The following is a 14,778-nucleotide window of genomic DNA, read 5'->3' on the forward strand; positions in this document are numbered from 1 at the left end:
TCGCAAGGCGCTGGAGTCGCAAGGCCGAGCTCCAGTGAGCATCACGCTGGATGGCTATGCCGCCTCGCACCGCGCGGTGCGAGAGTTGCCCGCGCAGAGCTCACGCTGGAACGACACGCGGCTGCGATCGTCGAAGTACCTCAACAACATGATCGAGCAAGACCATCGAGGCGTGAAGTCACGCATCAACCCGATGCTCGGCTTCAAGGTCTTCGACCGAGCGGCAGTGACGATCGCCGGCGTGGAGTTGCTGCATCGCATCCGCAAGGGCCAATTCAATCTCGGCCGGCTGCGCCTTCGAGGCCAAGCTGCGCCCGCAGTTTGGAACGCGGTGCTTGCGGCCTGACAGCCGCAACGCACTCGCGAAGTCGTTCAGCTGCGCGTAAAATTCGCACCAGAGCCCTTCGAGTGGGGGCACATGAAGGGCGGCAAGCTGGTCCACCGCACGGTCTCACCCGAACAAGCCGCCGTCCTGGAAATCGCCATCGCCAACCATCGCAAGGCGAAGAAGCTCATGCAGGACTGGGAGCAGGAGACGGAACGGCTCCTTGATGCACAAGCGCCGCGCAAACCATAGCCCAGTGGACAGGTCCGACTCAGAATTCGCCTCCATCCCACCGGCAACCCGTTGGTGAATCCATTGCATGTAGCAAGGACTATGAGCGCTAATTTAATGACACAGTAAGATTAGTGCGGCGGCGAAACCGCTCGAATCCTGCGCCTTGGTCCGCCGCCATCGCCAATGTCTGCTGCTTCATCTTCGGCACTCACACTATGACTACGCCTGCATCACAGCAATCCCCGGGCCAGGGGACTTGATCAGTATTGCCCTAAATCCTCACGTGACCTATCGCCTTGCCGGCCTCCAGCAGGCAAGACGCGTTTACGATCGCGCCAGCTAGTTCGGCCGTGGGCCGCGCGGGACCAAAGACGAACGTGACGATTGCGGTGTTGGCAGCGAGGACTGCGGCATCAACCCTCGTGTCCTCTTCGCCCGATGCGGGTCTTTGAGGCGGCGCCAGAAGTGCGAGCGCCGCTGCCTGCCCCATGCCTGAGTCGCGAGCGCGCACGACCTCCACGGCCTGCTGCCCGTGTTTACCGCATGCGACCCCGGCATGGAACCGCGCAACTTCCGGGACCAAGGCAAAGGTCGCGGCAAACGCGCGCTCCAGGTCCTCGGCCTCCTTTTGGGCCAGGGCAACGGGGCTGAAGCAGCAAACGAGAAACAGCGCGATGAAAAAACGGCACGCGAAGCGTTGATCCATTGCGTGCTCCTCGGCTTTTGATGGTCTGGTACTAACGATCGAGATCGGCATTCTGCCTTCGCGGCCGCACATCTGCGATGCAGTTCAACCGACGGCAAGCGTGATGTGGTGCCCCAGATTGGGACCCCAAGGCTTGGTCGAAGCAATTGTCATGGTGTTTGCAAGCCGGTCGCGGCGGCGATGGCAGTCAACAATTCAGTGCTTGAGAAGGGCTTTCTCAAAAGTCGCGTAGCCGTAGCCGCGATTGCCGAGCGCTCAAGCGCGTCATCATCGCTGCCAGTCATCAAGATGACTGGTACATGAACGTTGGCAGCGCGCATCCGTGTGAGTACCTCAAAGCCTGACAGTCCGGGCATGTGCAGATCCACGATGGCGCAGGCCGGGGCTTGAACTTCCAGGGCCCCGAGGAAGTGCCCCCCGGAGGAGAAGTCTGCCACCCTGAAGTTCGCCAGCCGAAGCACCCTTGCAAGCATGGTTCGCACCGGCGAATCATCGTCCACAACTGCAATGAAGGGTCCGTGCTCGACCATCGGCAGACGTTACTGCGCCGCAGTGCCTATGCATACTGTGCTTTAGTTCAGTCTCAGGCTGTTTGCTCGTAGAAGAAGTCAAACCCACGGCGGTTGCGACGCTTCGTTAGCAGTGGAGGGGACAGAGCTATTGATCGGCTGCATCACGGGCCTCATAGCGTCCGCAAGACGTTGACCTAAGCCAAGGCCAAAGCTCGCCAAAGCCGGCGCAGACCCCGTTGACAAACCTGGTCAGCGTGCCGTTGCAGCACAACACCAACTTCGACACCAGGCCGCTCGATCAAGAGGGCGCAAGACGTGCTGAACCTCAGGACCTCCAGCCCGTGGCTCCCTTCAACTCAACTGCACTGGAACGTAACCTCGCAGACTATCACGCCGCTGATCTGGCAGCCGGCGACCCGGCCGGCCCAAGGTTCGACCAGTGGCCTTGACGAAATCCAGCCCAATGGCTTCCTGTCGCCGATGAACTCCCGCCAGTAGGTCCTTGCGACGGCACTGTCGCGCAGTTGCCCCACGCACGCCAACGAACGCCTCGGCAACGACCGCCTGGGCTGTCATCTTGGCCGGCGGTGCTTGAGTGCTGTTTCCCAGCGTTCCTACAAGAACGATTCGCAGCGAGCACCATTTGCCAAAGCTCCAAGTTGAGGCGGCATACTCACGCCATGCGCCTGAGCCAGTTCATCCAAGCCAACCTCGAGAAGATCATGGAGGACTGGGAGGCATTTGCGCGCACGATGATCCCGCCTGCGGAGACCATGTCTGTCATCGAGCTTCGTGACCACGCCCATGACATCCTGCTCGACATTGCCATCGAGATGGAGTCGGACCAGTCGGAGGACCAGCGCGAGGCGAAGGGCAAGGGGCTGGCAGCGCAGAGCACGAAGGCGTCCTTTTCATCGGTTCACGGCAAGCTGCGCCACAGCGTCGGCTTCGATGTCAGCCAAGTGGGCGCGGAATACCGGGCGCTCCGCGCATCAGTCTTGCGGCTGTGGATGCGAAATATGGGCACTGTTGACGCAACGGTCCTCGAAGAGATCGTTCGATTCAACGAGGGCATCGACCAAGGGCTCGCCGAAGCACTCTTCTCGTATTCGGAGCAGATGGCGAAATCGAGGGACACTTTCCTGGCCGTCCTGGGCCATGACCTGCGCAGCCCCCTGGGTGCCCTCAGCTCGTGCGTCGAGCTGCTTGCCCGTCCTGCAAATGGTGCACCCAACGATCGCGCGGTGCGCGTTGCCAAGCAGAGCATCGCGTCCATCAGCGAAATGATCACCGACCTGCTGGATTACACCCGCACTCGGCTAGGCCGTGGCATCAAGGTGACACCGCGACCGGGCGACTTCAGTGCTTTATGTGAGCAGGCAGTTGAGGAATGCGTTCCCTCTAATCCGCGCCGGAAGTTCGAGGCGCACATTGCCCCGAACCTTGCCTTCGGCTTCGATGCGCCCCGAATGCGGCAAGTGCTCACCAATCTCCTGGTCAACGCCGTGCAGCACGGCGATCCGGAATTTCCCGTGGCGCTTGAAAGTCGGTTCGAGAACGGCGGCGTTGTCGTGGTCGTCAAGAACCGTGGTGAGCCGATACCCGAAGACTCCATGCAGGTCATCTTTAACCCTCTGGTTCAGATCCCTTTCAGGGAGTCGGAGCCGCATGAGCGCCCCGCGACCAGTCTAGGGCTCGGCCTGTTCATCGCGCGGGAGATTGTTCAGGGCCACGATGGAAAGATCAGCGTCGCTTCCTCAGCTGACGAAGGCACCGCTTTTATTGTCCGCCTGCCTTGCACTAGCTGAAGTTCGCTACCCAACTCAGAGGACGGCAACGGGGCCCTCTGCGGTACTACGAATGCCGCTTGGTCTGCAGGTTGCGGCAGTCCACGTCGTCCTAACGGAGGGGGCGCGATCGTACAGACGGCGCTCAAGTCGCTATCATGAGATCTGCCCCACCTTCCTCGCGCGGCAGTTGCGGCGTACGCCTCGGCGCTTTACATAAATCGGATTTACCCCTCGCGACGCAACAACAGCAGCAGTGTGAAGCCTTGGGAAGGCCCAGAGGGCGCAGTCAACGCGTTCGGCGCGGTTCGCTTTTGCCGCGAAATTTGGCGCCAGCGCTGGCGCTGCCTCGCGTGGCAGGTTTGTCGAACGCGGGTTTCGCGGGCTTCACTTGGCCGCTTGCTCCAGAGACCGCCACCGACTTGTACTCGGCAGCGTAATGGTTGCGCATCCGCACGATCTCTTTCGCGTACTTGCGGGCTAGCTGCGTCTTCTTCGCCTCCGACAACAAGCGCCCTGCAAGCTGGAAGAACTTCGATTCCTCCTCCTTGAGATGATGACGCACCTTGAAGCTCAGTTGTTTCGCCGTTGCGATCCAGCCGTCCTGCTTCTTGTCTTGCGAGGACAAGTCGTCCAGCAACTCATCTACTTCGTGATGCTCGTGAAGCGCATGGCGCGAAGCGTCGAGGCCGCTGTCCTCCATCAACAGCGAGGCGTACAGGAAGCGCTCCTCGGCCGCCGCATGCGCCATCAACTCGACCTTCAACTGCAGGAACAGAACTTCACGAGCCGCCATGTTGCCGCGCGACGCCGTAAGCTTGCGACACAGGTCGCGCTGCAGGTCGTGACTTTCACGGATAGCGTCGAAGATCATGGGCGGTTCCCGGTTACATGTTTCGAGCACGAGATACAGAAGAGACCGGTGCACAGGCATCGGGCCTTGCCGCTAGCCCCCGGCGCAGGTTACGCCGTTGCCGACGCGGGAGCAACGGTAATGAGCTGACGCGGAAGGATGCCTTTCGACTCGAGCACCGCGCGTAATCGGCGCTTGGGTTTGCGAACCCGCGGTCTACCAGGTGATCGCCGAAGCGCTAGCCGTAGAACTAAGGAGCCCGCGTAAGTAGCGATGTGACTGGGCTTGGCGGCGGTGCTCCACAGCAATGAGAATCAACTCGGCGGTGCTGGCCAGGCTGGAGGCCATCCAGTTCCCGGGGGACCGTCAACGTGGATCGCATCATGGCGGCCGTGTGGCGAGGAGGCCCGCGTTGGCATGTTGCTCGGGCGCTCGGACCTGGTGGCGCTTGGAAAGTTCGTCAGCTCGCTCTTGGCATGTACCGCTATTCTCTTGCCACTTTCATACAGGAGGTCTCATGCAAGCCGTTTCGATCCACGTGGTGGACGTCGCCAATGGAGTCGTTGCTGTTGGAATGCGCGTCGACATCGTACGCCGTGACAACACCCCCAACACCGAGACCTGGACATCGGTGGCGTCTGGCAAGGTCGCCCGAAACGGAGTCGTGGATGGCATCGAAGGGCGCGAGCGGCTTTTCGACGTTGGCACGTACAGTTGCGCCTGCACGTAGGCGACTACTACCGTTCGCGGGGTACCCAATTGCCGCAGCCGGCCTTCATGGACATCCAGGTGTTTCGCTTCGGCCTGTCCGACCTGTCACAGCACTACCATCTGCCTGTCAAGCTGACGCCTTGGGGTCTCTCGTGCTTTCGTGGGGCAGCCTGATTGCTGAAGGCGGACTGCATGCTTGCAAAGCGAGGGAAGTCCTCGTAGATGGACTCAGAGCGGTGTCTTGAATTCGGCTATGTCTGATGAGCCCTCGTACCGTCGCTCTCCCGTGTGGGGGTTGAAGAGCACGTTCATTGATCGCCCCGACTCTGGGTCAATGAACTGCTCGTCGGTCTTTACCCATCCCCCGCCCGCATCATGCGTCTGCGGCCGATAGCGCCATCGCTCGAGCAGTATGGCCAATACCAAAACGACGCCGAACACGGCCATCGGCGTCGCTTCGGGATAACTTGCGAGTCGAGCCCCCAGGCCAACCCACCGACAGCACCACCCCCACCACGAGCAAAAGAGTCCGCATCATGGTGCTGTGGCGGCAACTTCTCGACCACGACGGCGGTGCCGTAAGCCACGATCTCGCTCATGGTCTGGCCCATTTCCGAGGAGTCGAAGCGCATCATGACGACGGCGTTGCCGCCCATTCGATGCGCGTTCTTGACCATCCGATCGATTGCGTGTCTGCGGGCCTCTTCCAACATCTGCGTGTATTCGATGATTTCGCCACCTCCGAGCGAACGCAGCCCCGCCAGGATGTTGCCCGCCAAGCCACGGCTACGAACGACGACGCCAAACACCTGCCCTTTGACTTCCACGACACGATCTGGCAAGACGCTGGCAAATCACCGCCCGACGGCGTGCGTGATCGACTGGTCGGCATCGCTACGGATATGCCGGTAGCGCCCCCCGCACGCCCGCTCGCGATCAGACGTGATGCGGCGCAACGGTCCTGCGTTCCCCGATCAGGAACGCGTCCGCGACCAGTTGGAACGGTCGCCAGTCCACCTCCGACCTGGCTGCGCTGCATAGCCCGGCGAAGTGTGCGTACAGGCGCGGATACTCGCCAGCCAACCCTGCCTCTGCGGCAATGACCCGACCGTCGATCTCGAGCCCCGCCCCGCCGCGCGAGAGCTTCAGACTGCCGGTGGTCGAGAACAACTCGATGTCCCAGCACTGTTCGCCCTTCTGTCGAAAATCGAACTCGGCCTCCACGGCCACGCCGTCTACCGTACGCATCCTCAGGTTGGCCGCAATCGGTGCTTGCTGGTTCTCCGGGAACTCCAGCACCGCGGCGTCGACGCACACTTCGCTTGCGAGCACCTTCGTCAACACCGACAGCGCGTTGATGCCTGGGTCGAAACGCCGAAGCCACCCGGCTCCCAGATCCACTGCTGCCCCGGATGCCACTGATGCACATCTTCCTTCCAGATGATCCGGCCTCCGGTAAGCGTTCGACCCAGCGTCCACTCGCGCGCCGCGTCCACGCTGGCGGCGAAGCGCGAGTGCCAGGTCTGGAAAAAGGTGCGGCCGTGGTGCGCCGCCGCGTTGAAGAGCAACGCGATTTGCCGGGTGGTCACAGTTGGCGGCTTCTCGAGCATGACATGCTTGCCCGCGCGCAACGCAGTAAGCGCAGCGTCGAAGTGCGCCTGCGGGTGTGCAAATCGACACGCAGTCCAGTTGCGGCACGCCAGCCAGCATGGCTTCCAGGGTCTGGAAGTTCGCGATGCCATCGACGCTTGCATTGCGACTCGCGCAGGCGACGAGTTCGAACTCGGGGCTCGCCATGAGCGCTGGAATGTGTTGATCGCGGGCGATCTTGCCGATGCCCACCAAGCCCAGTTTGAGCGCCATTCAATTCTCCGGAGGTTGAGGCACGTGCGCGATCTCACCAGGCGGCATATGCCGGATGAAACGACTATGCACATGCAGTGCGTGGATCATACGGACCGGGGATGCGATCAAACGATGAGTTCAGATCGAAAAGGGAGCAGCCGCGAGCATTGAGCCGCAACGGCTTTCTTGGAGGTCCCTTGGTTTGCATCTGGCCAACGGGCCGACACGGCCCGCCGCGTAATTTGACGCGATCAAGTAAGAGCGTCCTCGCCGATCGTGCGTATGGAGCATCAGCCTTCGTCTCGGCCCAGTCACAATGATGAAGATGTCGTCCACTCCAAGCTTCGAACACCCTTGCAGATCTGCATGCGCGCAATCGCGCACGGCGGCTGATGTCTCCAGTTGGATTGATTCGCTGTCGACAATCGGATACACGGACATGCGTATGCTCAGAGGGAAGTGGTGTGCTGTAAAGCGATTCAACTTCACCACCGCGATCGTCGTTGGAATGGATGTTGTCGGCTACGAACGTCGTTACTGCTATGAACTGCGTGGGGAGGCTCAGGCCGCTCTCTTGGCGTGGGATGGCGATGGCCATCCCTCGGGGCCATGGATCAAATGCAAGGGCGCTGGCATTGACCTGCTGAATCCCGCGTTCTGCTGAGTGCTCCGGTTTCCGGACCTGTCCTCGATGTTCGACCCGGCTTCACGCGACGAATTGCGCGTGGACCGAACAGGATGTGATGAACCCATAGGCGTGGAACGCCAAAGCGTGTCAATCTACTTGAAAAGGCCGACCGCGCGCGGAAACCGCGATTGCCAAGCCGTTGTCAGAAATGGCCTTTTTAGACCCAACCGTATCAATCCACACGAGAAGGACAATTCCCCAAGACGCGCTTCAGGGAAGACGGGTAGTCTGTCGCTGCGTCCATCGGCCGTCGATGCGGCCGATCGATGCATGCCGATCAAGCTCTTTCATCGTGTGCCCCCTCGCGATACCCATCGACGAACAATCACCTTCGGATTCTGGCGATGTCGATGGCCGCACAGAGTTCTTCGTACTCGGTCCGGCCCACGTTCAGGGCCTCAAGCCACCGGTCGAAGAACAGGTCCAGTGCGTCGCTGCAGGGGTGCTTGCCGCGGTGATGACGAATGAAGTCCTTGCGCTGCTGCACCTTGTCGGCGATGAGCATGTGCTTCACGGCTTCAATGGGGCCGGCGTAAGGGTTGCCATCGGCCGCCATGCGAGACCCGTCATGCGAGCGTTGGACCTTGTCTGTTGACCAGGCATTGGCCCTGCTTCGGAATTCCATGACCAGCAGGATCACGAACGGGTCGGCGTCGACACTGTTCATGAAATCCTGGCCATGGTGAATCGGGTCTTCATCCGCCTGGAACAGCGGGTGCAGGCAGAACGCGCGCATCGCCGCCTCGGAGGCGTCAAGTTCGCTCAGGATGATCAGCCCTTCGGCGATACGCTGCAGAAGCGCGAGCCCTGAGCCCTTCGCGACGCGATCGGCGTAGTGCGTCCGGATGGCCTGGTACTCGGGCGACCAGGTGGCACGAAGGATGTCCTCGGTGACGATCGTTGCGGAAACTCCATTTGCGAATTGTCCGCGATTGCACATTTGGCCTCGTGCGGAACCTGGCGACCGCGCCGCCCAGTCGTGGTGGAGGGGGTCCAAGTTGTGGCCCGCGGAACCGTCCAATCCGCGTACGGACACGCGCGTAAATCGTCTGTCTCCACAGGCGCTATCCTTCCCCCTCAACTTTCACGAGGAATCTCAGTTTGAACAAGACCGAACTTGTTGCCGCGATCGCGGCCGACGTTGATCTCAGCAAGGCCGACACGGCCCGCGTGCTCGAATCAGTGCTCGAAAGCCTCACGAAGGCCCTGACGCGTGGGGAGACGGTGCAGCTGATCGGATTCGGCAGTTTCGCGGTAGCGAGCCGCCCCGAGCGTGCCGGCCGCAATCCATCGACGGGTGAGCAGATGACAATCAAGGCGAGCAAATCGCCGAAGTTCACGGCTGGCAAGGCGCTGAAGGACGCCGTAAACGCTTCGGCTTAAGTTGCTTGCGAGATCTGGGATCGGCTGCGAGAAGACCCTGATCGAGGATCTTCACATCGACCAGCCGCCCGGTCGAAGTGAAGAGACGAGCAAGGCGGCGGGCAGGCAGTCGAGGCCTTTGCTCATGCAGGTTAACCAAGAAATGGACGCTGCTTTGGCGTCAAGCTCACCGCTTGTTCACGAGGAAAAACATGGCTCGCATCTTTTGCATCGCCAACCAGAAAGGCGGCGTCGGCAAGACGACCACCACGGTCAATCTCGCCGCAGGCTTGGCTAAGGCCGGGCAACGTGTTCTGATGATCGATCTGGATCCGCAAGGCAACGCGACCATGGGCTCGGGCATCGACAAGCGCCAGCTAGACCTCACGATCTACGACGTGCTGCTGGAGTCGGCCACCGTGGCCGAGGCCCGCGTGACGGCCGATGAAAGTGGGTACGACCTGCTCGGCGCCAACCGCGAATTGGCCGGCGCCGAAGTGGAAATGGTCTCGATCGATCGCCGCGAGAAGCGCCTGCGCACCGCGCTCGCGGCCGTTGGCGCCGAATACGATTTCATCCTGATTGACTGCCCACCCAGCCTGAGCCTGCTCACGCTCAATGGGCTTTGCGCCGCGCATGGCGTGATCGTGCCGATGCAATGCGAATACTTCGCGCTGGAGGGGCTGACCGACTTGGTCAACACGATCAAGCAGGTGCATGCCAACCTGAACAAGAATCTTCAGACCATCTTCCTCTTGCGAGTGATGTTCGACCCTCGCATCACGCTGCAGCAGCAGGTGAGCGACCAACTCAAGTCGCACTTTGGCGACAAGGTGGTGAGCGTCTGGCGATCCCATCTTGCTCCTCGGTGACATGACCTTGAGGATGGTGCCCACCTATTGATTTTGGCGGGCACCTATGAATCCCAATTCACTCAAGCGTCGGCGCACGCACGACCCTGAATTCAAGGCGAAGATCATGGCCGAGTGCGAGCAGCCCGGCGCCTCGGTCGCGGCGGTGTCGCTCGCGCACGGACTCAACGTCAACCTGGTTCGCAAGTGGCTTGTCGGGAGAGGGCTCAAGCGCGCGGGCCTATCGGCGCCACGTACGGTCGCATCACGACCGCCTGTCGAGCCGACCAGACCCGGCAGTTCGACATCGCCGCAAGCGCTGCACTTCGTGCCGGTGGAGCTGGCTTCGGAAGGCGTCGATGTCGCTCCTGCGGTGGATCGCTCTGACGCGGAACGAGAGCGCGGCGAGGCCGACATCCACATCGAATTGCAGCGCGGCGAGACTCGCTTGACGGTGCAATGGCCCGGCTCGCAGGCAGCGCACTGCGCGGCCTGGCTGGGCGAGGTGGCTGCGGCGGCGCTGAAGTGATCCGCATCGACAGGGTGTGGCTGTGCGCGCAGCCGCTGGACATGCGCGCGGGTGCCGAACGGCTGCTGGCCGCGGTCGTCTCGACACTGGGTGCCGCGCACGCCCACCATGGTTACCTCTTCGTCAACTCGCGCGCCACACGGATCAAGCTCATCGTGCACGACGGCTTTGGCGTGTGGTGCGCTGCGCGGCGACTGAACGCAGGGCGATTCGTATGGCTGTCGGCGACGGAGGCAGTACCGCCTTCGCTGGAACTCACGAGGCCGCAATTCGACGCCCTGGTAGTCGGCTTGCCATGGCAACGATTGCCGGAGATGGCCGTCATCACGCGCATGTGATTCGGTCCAGCGCTACGCCCCCGCCGGTTGACAGCGCTTGCTCCAATGGTGCGAGGCAGAGCGCTCTGGCACCATGCTGCGCATGCTTGGCACGCAAGGCCCTCTCCCCATCGACCTTGCCCAACTGCCCCCTGAAGCTGCCGCGCTGATCGCGCAGATGCAGCAACGACTCGAGCAGCAGGACCAGCAGCTTGCCGAGCAAGTCCGCGAACTCGCCCAGCAGCAAGCTTTGCTCGAGCGCAAGGACCGCGAGCTCGCGCTGCGGCAAACGAAGATCGAGAAGATCAACTTCGAGCTCGCAAGGCTTAAGCGTTGGAAGTTCGGCGCCAAGTCCGAGGCGATGACCGCCGAGCAGCGCCAGCTCTTCCATGACACGGTTGCGGAGGACGAAGCGAGCCTGCAGGCGCAATTGGCGGCATTGCAGGCCAGCTTGCCGGAGGTGCCGAAGACGCCCAAGGCCCCGCCGCGCAAACCGCGCCGCCAAGCGCTGCCACAACACCTGCGGCGCGTGGAGCACCGCCACGACCCTGAGGACACGACTTGCGGCTGCGGGCAGGCGATGGTGCGCGTGGGCGAGGACATCAGCGAGAAGCTGGACATCGTGCCGGCAGAGTTCTTCGTGCACCGGCACATCTACGGCAAGTGGGCCTGCCGCTGCTGCCAGAGCCTGAAGCAGGAGGCGGCCGCCGCTGAGATCGTGGACGGTGGCATCCCGGCCAGCGGGCTCGTGGCACACACGCTGATCAGCCGCTTCGTGGACCACTTGCCGTACTACCGGCAGGAGTCGATCAACGCGCGATCGGGGGTGCACACCCCACGCTCCACGCTCGCGGCTTGGGCAGGGTACGCCGGGGCGGCGCTGGAGCCGCTATACGACGCGCACAAGCGCTTCGTGCTCGGCGCACGGGTACTGCACGCCGACGAGACGCCGGTGGCGCTGCTCGATCCTGGGGCGGGCAAGACCCGCAGGGCCTACGTCTGGGCCTATGCGCGCGGCGAACTCGACGCGCAGCGCGGCGTGATCTTCGAGTTCTGCTTGGGCCGTGGGGGCCAGTATCCGGTGGCGTTCCTCGGCGGCGAGGACGGTGCGTGGAACGGGACGCTACTGACGGACCAGTACGCCGGCTACGACTCCGCCATGGATGCTCGCGTGTACCCCAAGCGCGTGGCCGCGGGATGCGTCGTGCACGCCCGACGCAAGTATGACGAAGTGGCCAGGGCTGGGACGAGCCCAGTAGCCGAAGCGGCGATCAAGCGCCTGGCTCAGATCTATCACCTTGAGGGAAGCCTGGCGGCCATGCCCGCGGAACATCGACACAGGGGACGGCAGGAATTGACCAAACCGCTGTGGCAGGAGTTCAAGCTGTGGCTCGAACTCGAGCGGCGCCGCGTACCCGATGGAAGCAGCATCGCCGCAGCGATCGATTACAGCCTCAACCACTGGGCACAGTTCACCCGTCATCTCGACGACGGCGAAGTCCCGTTGGACAACAACTTCCTGGAGCGACAGATCAAGCCCTGGCAGATGGGTCGCAAGAACTGGCTCTTCGCCGGCAGCGCATTGGCCGGCCAGCGCGCTGCAGTGGTGATGAGCCTGGTCCAATCGGCCAAGCTCAATGGACACGATCCTTGGCAATACCTGCGCGACGTTCTCGCGAGGCTGCCATCTCACTTGAACAGCCGGATCGAGGAATTGCTACCGCACCGCTGGCAGGCCGGCAACGCCGACTGACCACCATCGGCACCGCCGTCAAGATGGGACGGCAAGACGCTCACACAAGGTGTTCGACACGGTGATCCCGCGCAATGTCCGCCTGGCCGAGGCGCCGAGCCATGGCTTGCCTGGCGTTGTTTTCGACCCCAGTGCGAGGGGCAGCCAGGCCTTCACCGCGTTCGCGCAGGAGATGCTGAGAAAGCTGGGCTCGCCCGGAGTGGACGCTGCCATGTCACCGATCGCGGTGGCTGAACCGGCGTAGTAGATCCGGTTCGGGGTCGGCGCGCCTCGCCCGCGTTAATGCTTACGGTTCTCCTGATGGGGGGAACGTACAGACAGATCGTGCGCCTACTGGGCTGGCTCGCCGCCGTGCGGTCGGCGAAGCATGCCGGCCGCGGCAAGTTTCCTGTACTCGGCGTCGCTCGGGAGACGCCACAAGTACAGGCCGATGCTGGGGTCCATGTACTCGACCAGTAGCATGCCGTTCAGGCCTACCACTGCGATAGGCCGGTCGGCGAGCGAGCCGAGCCCAATGTGGGGCACGCGCTCTGCAAGCGTTCCGACTTGTCGTAGCGCCGCCTGGGCGGCGGCGACGCATTGCGACTCGCCCATGCCGCTCCACGGCATCGCGCCCTCCTCCAGGTACAACAGGTGTTGTCCACCAGGCAGGGCGATCATTGGTTTCACCTAGCAACTCTGCTGATCACTCGAACCTGTCGGCACGCGAGAGGTCCCAGGGCTGCGACATCGATGCGGCGATCTTGTTGCCGAAGTAAGTGACTCTGGTGTCAAGGGGTGGCATGCGGGCGAACTGCTGCGCGTTCCACCGGGCGACGTCGAGCCTCCCGTCGGCGCGGATGTCGAGGATGGAGAAATTGCGATGCACAGCACGCAACAGTGTTCGATCCGCCAATTCAAAGAGGAGGCTGGCCGAACGCACGCGCCGACCTGCGAAGGCGGGTAGTCGAGAATTGCTTTCCTGCCGAAGCATTCGCACGAAGGCTGCGGCAGCGAGCGCCTGTGGCGTATCTTGCGCCGCGATCAGGAATAACTTCGCTGTCAGGCTCATGACGTTTCGCCCAGCGCTGCTGCGATCACGCAGTGGGGCGATAGCCGTTTGCGGCTCGGTTTCCTCTCAAGGGCACTACACGCGGGCGCAAGCAAGGTCGAAGCTGCCGCTGAAACGTGCTGCGTCATGCGCGCCGGGAGGTGCTTGCGTGTGATGCATGGCCTCGCCTCCTGATGTAAAGATCAATCATCGAACTTCTCGCCATTTTGGGCGTACGGTAGCACGGCCGGGACCGCGCCCGGGCGCCTGGCGGAATCCTTGTGGAGCACCACCCGTCGGAATTGACGTGCATTCGCGAAGTGGATTCTCCTCAACTGGAGGACGAAGGCTCGCACCGCTTCTTCCTTCGATTTGCTCCCGGGCTCCGCGGCCCCAAAAGAACGAAAATAGCAGCCATGACCAACCCTGGCCCGAGTTCCGCAGGAGGCGCTCAGCAGCCACCTCCGCTGCCGCTGCACGGTGAGCGTCTCGATGAGGAGAAGGCTTCCCTCAGCGCCGCAGAAGACGCAGCGCGAAGCCGCTTCGGTGCCGCGGCCATCGTGCTCGACCGCCTGGACACGCGGCCGCTGCATCTGCGAACGGCGCGGCGAGCGTGGTGGAAGTTCTGGGCCTGAAAGTGAACGATGCACATCAGCCAAGGGGAAAGCTCTGCTGTGGCCCAGCCGCGTTGACGCCCGCAAAACGCAGGGGGTGACGCCCCCGTGGGGCTTGAGGATGCAGGCCAGTTGAGTCAGGCGATGGAGTCGTTTGCGCAGTCCGGCACCATCATGCGGATGGCATCAGGCTCGCCGGCGGCCACATAGACGGGCGGCGACGTTCCAGGGATCGGGATGCAGAAAGAGGCGGCGCCGGTAGCGCAGAAAAGCGCCCCTACCGCGTCAAGGACGGCTTGGTGGAGATGTTCGGTACCGGGGACAGGCATCGCTCATTGTGGGGCGCTGCCCGGGGTATGAAAAGGGAGTTGAGTCGAAACGCGCAACGATCGCCAGGCGATTTGTGCCGAAGCCCTGGAGGTGCTGTGCCGCGTGGGTAAGAAATGCAAAGAGCCGAGATCACCGTACGCGATATCGCCCTGCTTGACTCTGATCAGGCGTCACAGTCGTCGCGCAGATTCAGCGGGTCAGAGTTGTCGGAGTTGGATGTTCTGAACCGCCCCGGATTTTGAGGAGGCTCCTTCGATTGAGAATGGAGCCAAGATGAGGAAGTCACCGAAGTTTTCCCCCGAGGTCATGGATCGCGCGGTGCGCATGGTCT

At 62.4% G+C, this 14,778-nt stretch carries 19 protein-coding genes and 2 pseudogenes; 13 read left to right on the forward strand and 8 right to left on the reverse strand.

Annotated elements, in window-relative coordinates; all coding sequences use genetic code 11:
• Both WKW82_RS38825 and WKW82_RS38830 read left to right on the forward strand, forming a co-directional pair.
• On the forward strand, positions 1–346 hold a 346-nt coding region (locus tag WKW82_RS38825), incomplete at its 5' end, for a DDE-type integrase/transposase/recombinase (RefSeq protein WP_340348560.1).
• 72 nt (positions 347–418) lie between these two features.
• Complete coding sequence (locus WKW82_RS38830) at positions 419–577, forward strand: hypothetical protein (protein ID WP_340348561.1); 159 nt, start codon at positions 419–421, stop codon at positions 575–577.
• A 253-nt stretch (positions 578–830) separates the two neighbouring features.
• On the opposite strand, the gene WKW82_RS38835 is transcribed toward WKW82_RS38830, so the two are convergent.
• Together WKW82_RS38835 and WKW82_RS38840 are read right to left on the reverse strand one after the other, a co-directional pair.
• Positions 831–1,265, reverse strand: a complete 435-nt coding sequence (locus WKW82_RS38835; protein ID WP_340348562.1) for a hypothetical protein — start codon at positions 1,263–1,265, stop codon at positions 831–833.
• Between the two features lie 149 nt (positions 1,266–1,414).
• Positions 1,415–1,795: a response regulator transcription factor gene (locus tag WKW82_RS38840; RefSeq protein WP_340348563.1), complete on the reverse strand. Its 381-nt coding sequence runs from the start codon at positions 1,793–1,795 to the stop codon at positions 1,415–1,417.
• Between the two features lie 662 nt (positions 1,796–2,457).
• Between WKW82_RS38840 and WKW82_RS38845 the strand changes: the two genes are divergently transcribed.
• A complete protein-coding gene (locus tag WKW82_RS38845; protein WP_340348564.1) occupies positions 2,458–3,585 on the forward strand; it encodes an ATP-binding protein in 1,128 nt (375 codons plus the stop codon).
• 268 nt (positions 3,586–3,853) lie between these two features.
• Here WKW82_RS38845 and WKW82_RS38850 read toward each other — a convergent pair whose 3' ends face one another.
• The gene (locus tag WKW82_RS38850; RefSeq protein ID WP_422823696.1) at positions 3,854–4,438 is read right to left on the reverse strand and encodes a hemerythrin domain-containing protein; all 585 of its coding nucleotides are present in this window, start codon (positions 4,436–4,438) and stop codon (positions 3,854–3,856) included.
• A 496-nt stretch (positions 4,439–4,934) separates the two neighbouring features.
• Here WKW82_RS38850 and WKW82_RS38855 point away from each other — a divergent pair, with 496 nt between their 5' ends.
• Together WKW82_RS38855 and WKW82_RS40750 are read left to right on the forward strand one after the other, a co-directional pair.
• On the forward strand, positions 4,935–5,147 hold the full coding sequence (locus WKW82_RS38855; protein WP_340348565.1) for a hydroxyisourate hydrolase: 213 nt from the start codon (positions 4,935–4,937) through the stop codon (positions 5,145–5,147).
• Positions 5,132–5,302, forward strand: a complete 171-nt coding sequence (locus WKW82_RS40750; RefSeq protein WP_422823697.1) for a hydroxyisourate hydrolase — start codon at positions 5,132–5,134, stop codon at positions 5,300–5,302. The genes WKW82_RS38855 and WKW82_RS40750 overlap by 16 nt, the downstream gene beginning before the upstream one ends.
• Before the next feature lie 179 nt (positions 5,303–5,481).
• Here the strand turns inward: WKW82_RS40750 and WKW82_RS38860 are convergent, their stop codons facing one another.
• Positions 5,482–5,955, reverse strand: a complete 474-nt coding sequence (locus tag WKW82_RS38860) for a YbjQ family protein (protein ID WP_340348566.1) — start codon at positions 5,953–5,955, stop codon at positions 5,482–5,484.
• Positions 5,956–6,064: 109 nt separating this feature from the next.
• A pseudogene (locus WKW82_RS38865) lies at positions 6,065–6,991 on the reverse strand (Gfo/Idh/MocA family protein).
• Between the two features lie 421 nt (positions 6,992–7,412).
• On the opposite strand from WKW82_RS38865, the gene WKW82_RS38870 reads away from it, so the two are divergent.
• Complete coding sequence (locus tag WKW82_RS38870; RefSeq protein ID WP_340348567.1) at positions 7,413–7,637, forward strand: hypothetical protein; 225 nt, start codon at positions 7,413–7,415, stop codon at positions 7,635–7,637.
• 349 nt (positions 7,638–7,986) lie between these two features.
• Here WKW82_RS38870 and WKW82_RS38875 read toward each other — a convergent pair whose 3' ends face one another.
• A complete protein-coding gene (locus tag WKW82_RS38875) occupies positions 7,987–8,682 on the reverse strand; it encodes a hypothetical protein (protein WP_340348568.1) in 696 nt (231 codons plus the stop codon).
• Between the two features lie 80 nt (positions 8,683–8,762).
• On the opposite strand from WKW82_RS38875, the gene WKW82_RS38880 reads away from it, so the two are divergent.
• The 6 genes and pseudogenes from WKW82_RS38880 to WKW82_RS38905 all read left to right on the forward strand — a co-directional run.
• Positions 8,763–9,044 carry an HU family DNA-binding protein gene (locus tag WKW82_RS38880; protein WP_340348569.1) on the forward strand — a complete coding sequence of 94 codons (282 nt, stop codon included), beginning with the start codon at positions 8,763–8,765 and terminating at the stop codon, positions 9,042–9,044.
• Between the two features lie 191 nt (positions 9,045–9,235).
• Positions 9,236–9,895: a ParA family protein gene (locus WKW82_RS38885; protein WP_340348570.1), complete on the forward strand. Its 660-nt coding sequence runs from the start codon at positions 9,236–9,238 to the stop codon at positions 9,893–9,895.
• A gap of 46 nt (positions 9,896–9,941) precedes the next feature.
• Positions 9,942–10,403 (forward strand): IS66-like element accessory protein TnpA, encoded by a 462-nt coding sequence (gene tnpA / locus WKW82_RS38890; RefSeq protein WP_340348571.1) that lies wholly within the window; start codon positions 9,942–9,944, stop codon positions 10,401–10,403.
• Positions 10,400–10,741: an IS66 family insertion sequence element accessory protein TnpB gene (gene tnpB / locus WKW82_RS38895; RefSeq protein ID WP_340348572.1), complete on the forward strand. Its 342-nt coding sequence runs from the start codon at positions 10,400–10,402 to the stop codon at positions 10,739–10,741. Before tnpA ends, tnpB begins: the two co-directional genes overlap by 4 nt.
• Positions 10,742–10,814: 73 nt before the next feature.
• Entirely contained in the window at positions 10,815–12,473 is a 1,659-nt protein-coding gene (gene tnpC, locus WKW82_RS38900) for an IS66 family transposase (RefSeq protein WP_340348573.1), read from the forward strand.
• Between the two features lie 46 nt (positions 12,474–12,519).
• Positions 12,520–12,717 (forward strand): annotated as a pseudogene (locus tag WKW82_RS38905) (ParA family protein); the annotation flags it as partial.
• A gap of 86 nt (positions 12,718–12,803) precedes the next feature.
• Here the strand turns inward: WKW82_RS38905 and WKW82_RS38910 are convergent.
• Together WKW82_RS38910 and WKW82_RS38915 are read right to left on the reverse strand one after the other, a co-directional pair.
• Positions 12,804–13,142 (reverse strand): hypothetical protein, encoded by a 339-nt coding sequence (locus tag WKW82_RS38910; protein WP_340348574.1) that lies wholly within the window; start codon positions 13,140–13,142, stop codon positions 12,804–12,806.
• 16 nt (positions 13,143–13,158) lie between these two features.
• Positions 13,159–13,524 carry a hypothetical protein gene (locus WKW82_RS38915; protein WP_340348575.1) on the reverse strand — a complete coding sequence of 122 codons (366 nt, stop codon included), beginning with the start codon at positions 13,522–13,524 and terminating at the stop codon, positions 13,159–13,161.
• Between the two features lie 395 nt (positions 13,525–13,919).
• Here WKW82_RS38915 and WKW82_RS38920 point away from each other — a divergent pair, with 395 nt between their 5' ends.
• Positions 13,920–14,138, forward strand: coding sequence for a hypothetical protein (locus tag WKW82_RS38920; protein ID WP_340348576.1), 219 nt, complete (start codon positions 13,920–13,922; stop codon positions 14,136–14,138).
• Positions 14,139–14,778 lie beyond the last annotated feature (640 nt).

The sequence above is a fragment of the Variovorax rhizosphaerae genome (genome assembly GCF_037889975.1).
Taxonomy (GTDB): domain Bacteria; phylum Pseudomonadota; class Gammaproteobacteria; order Burkholderiales; family Burkholderiaceae_C; genus Variovorax; species Variovorax rhizosphaerae.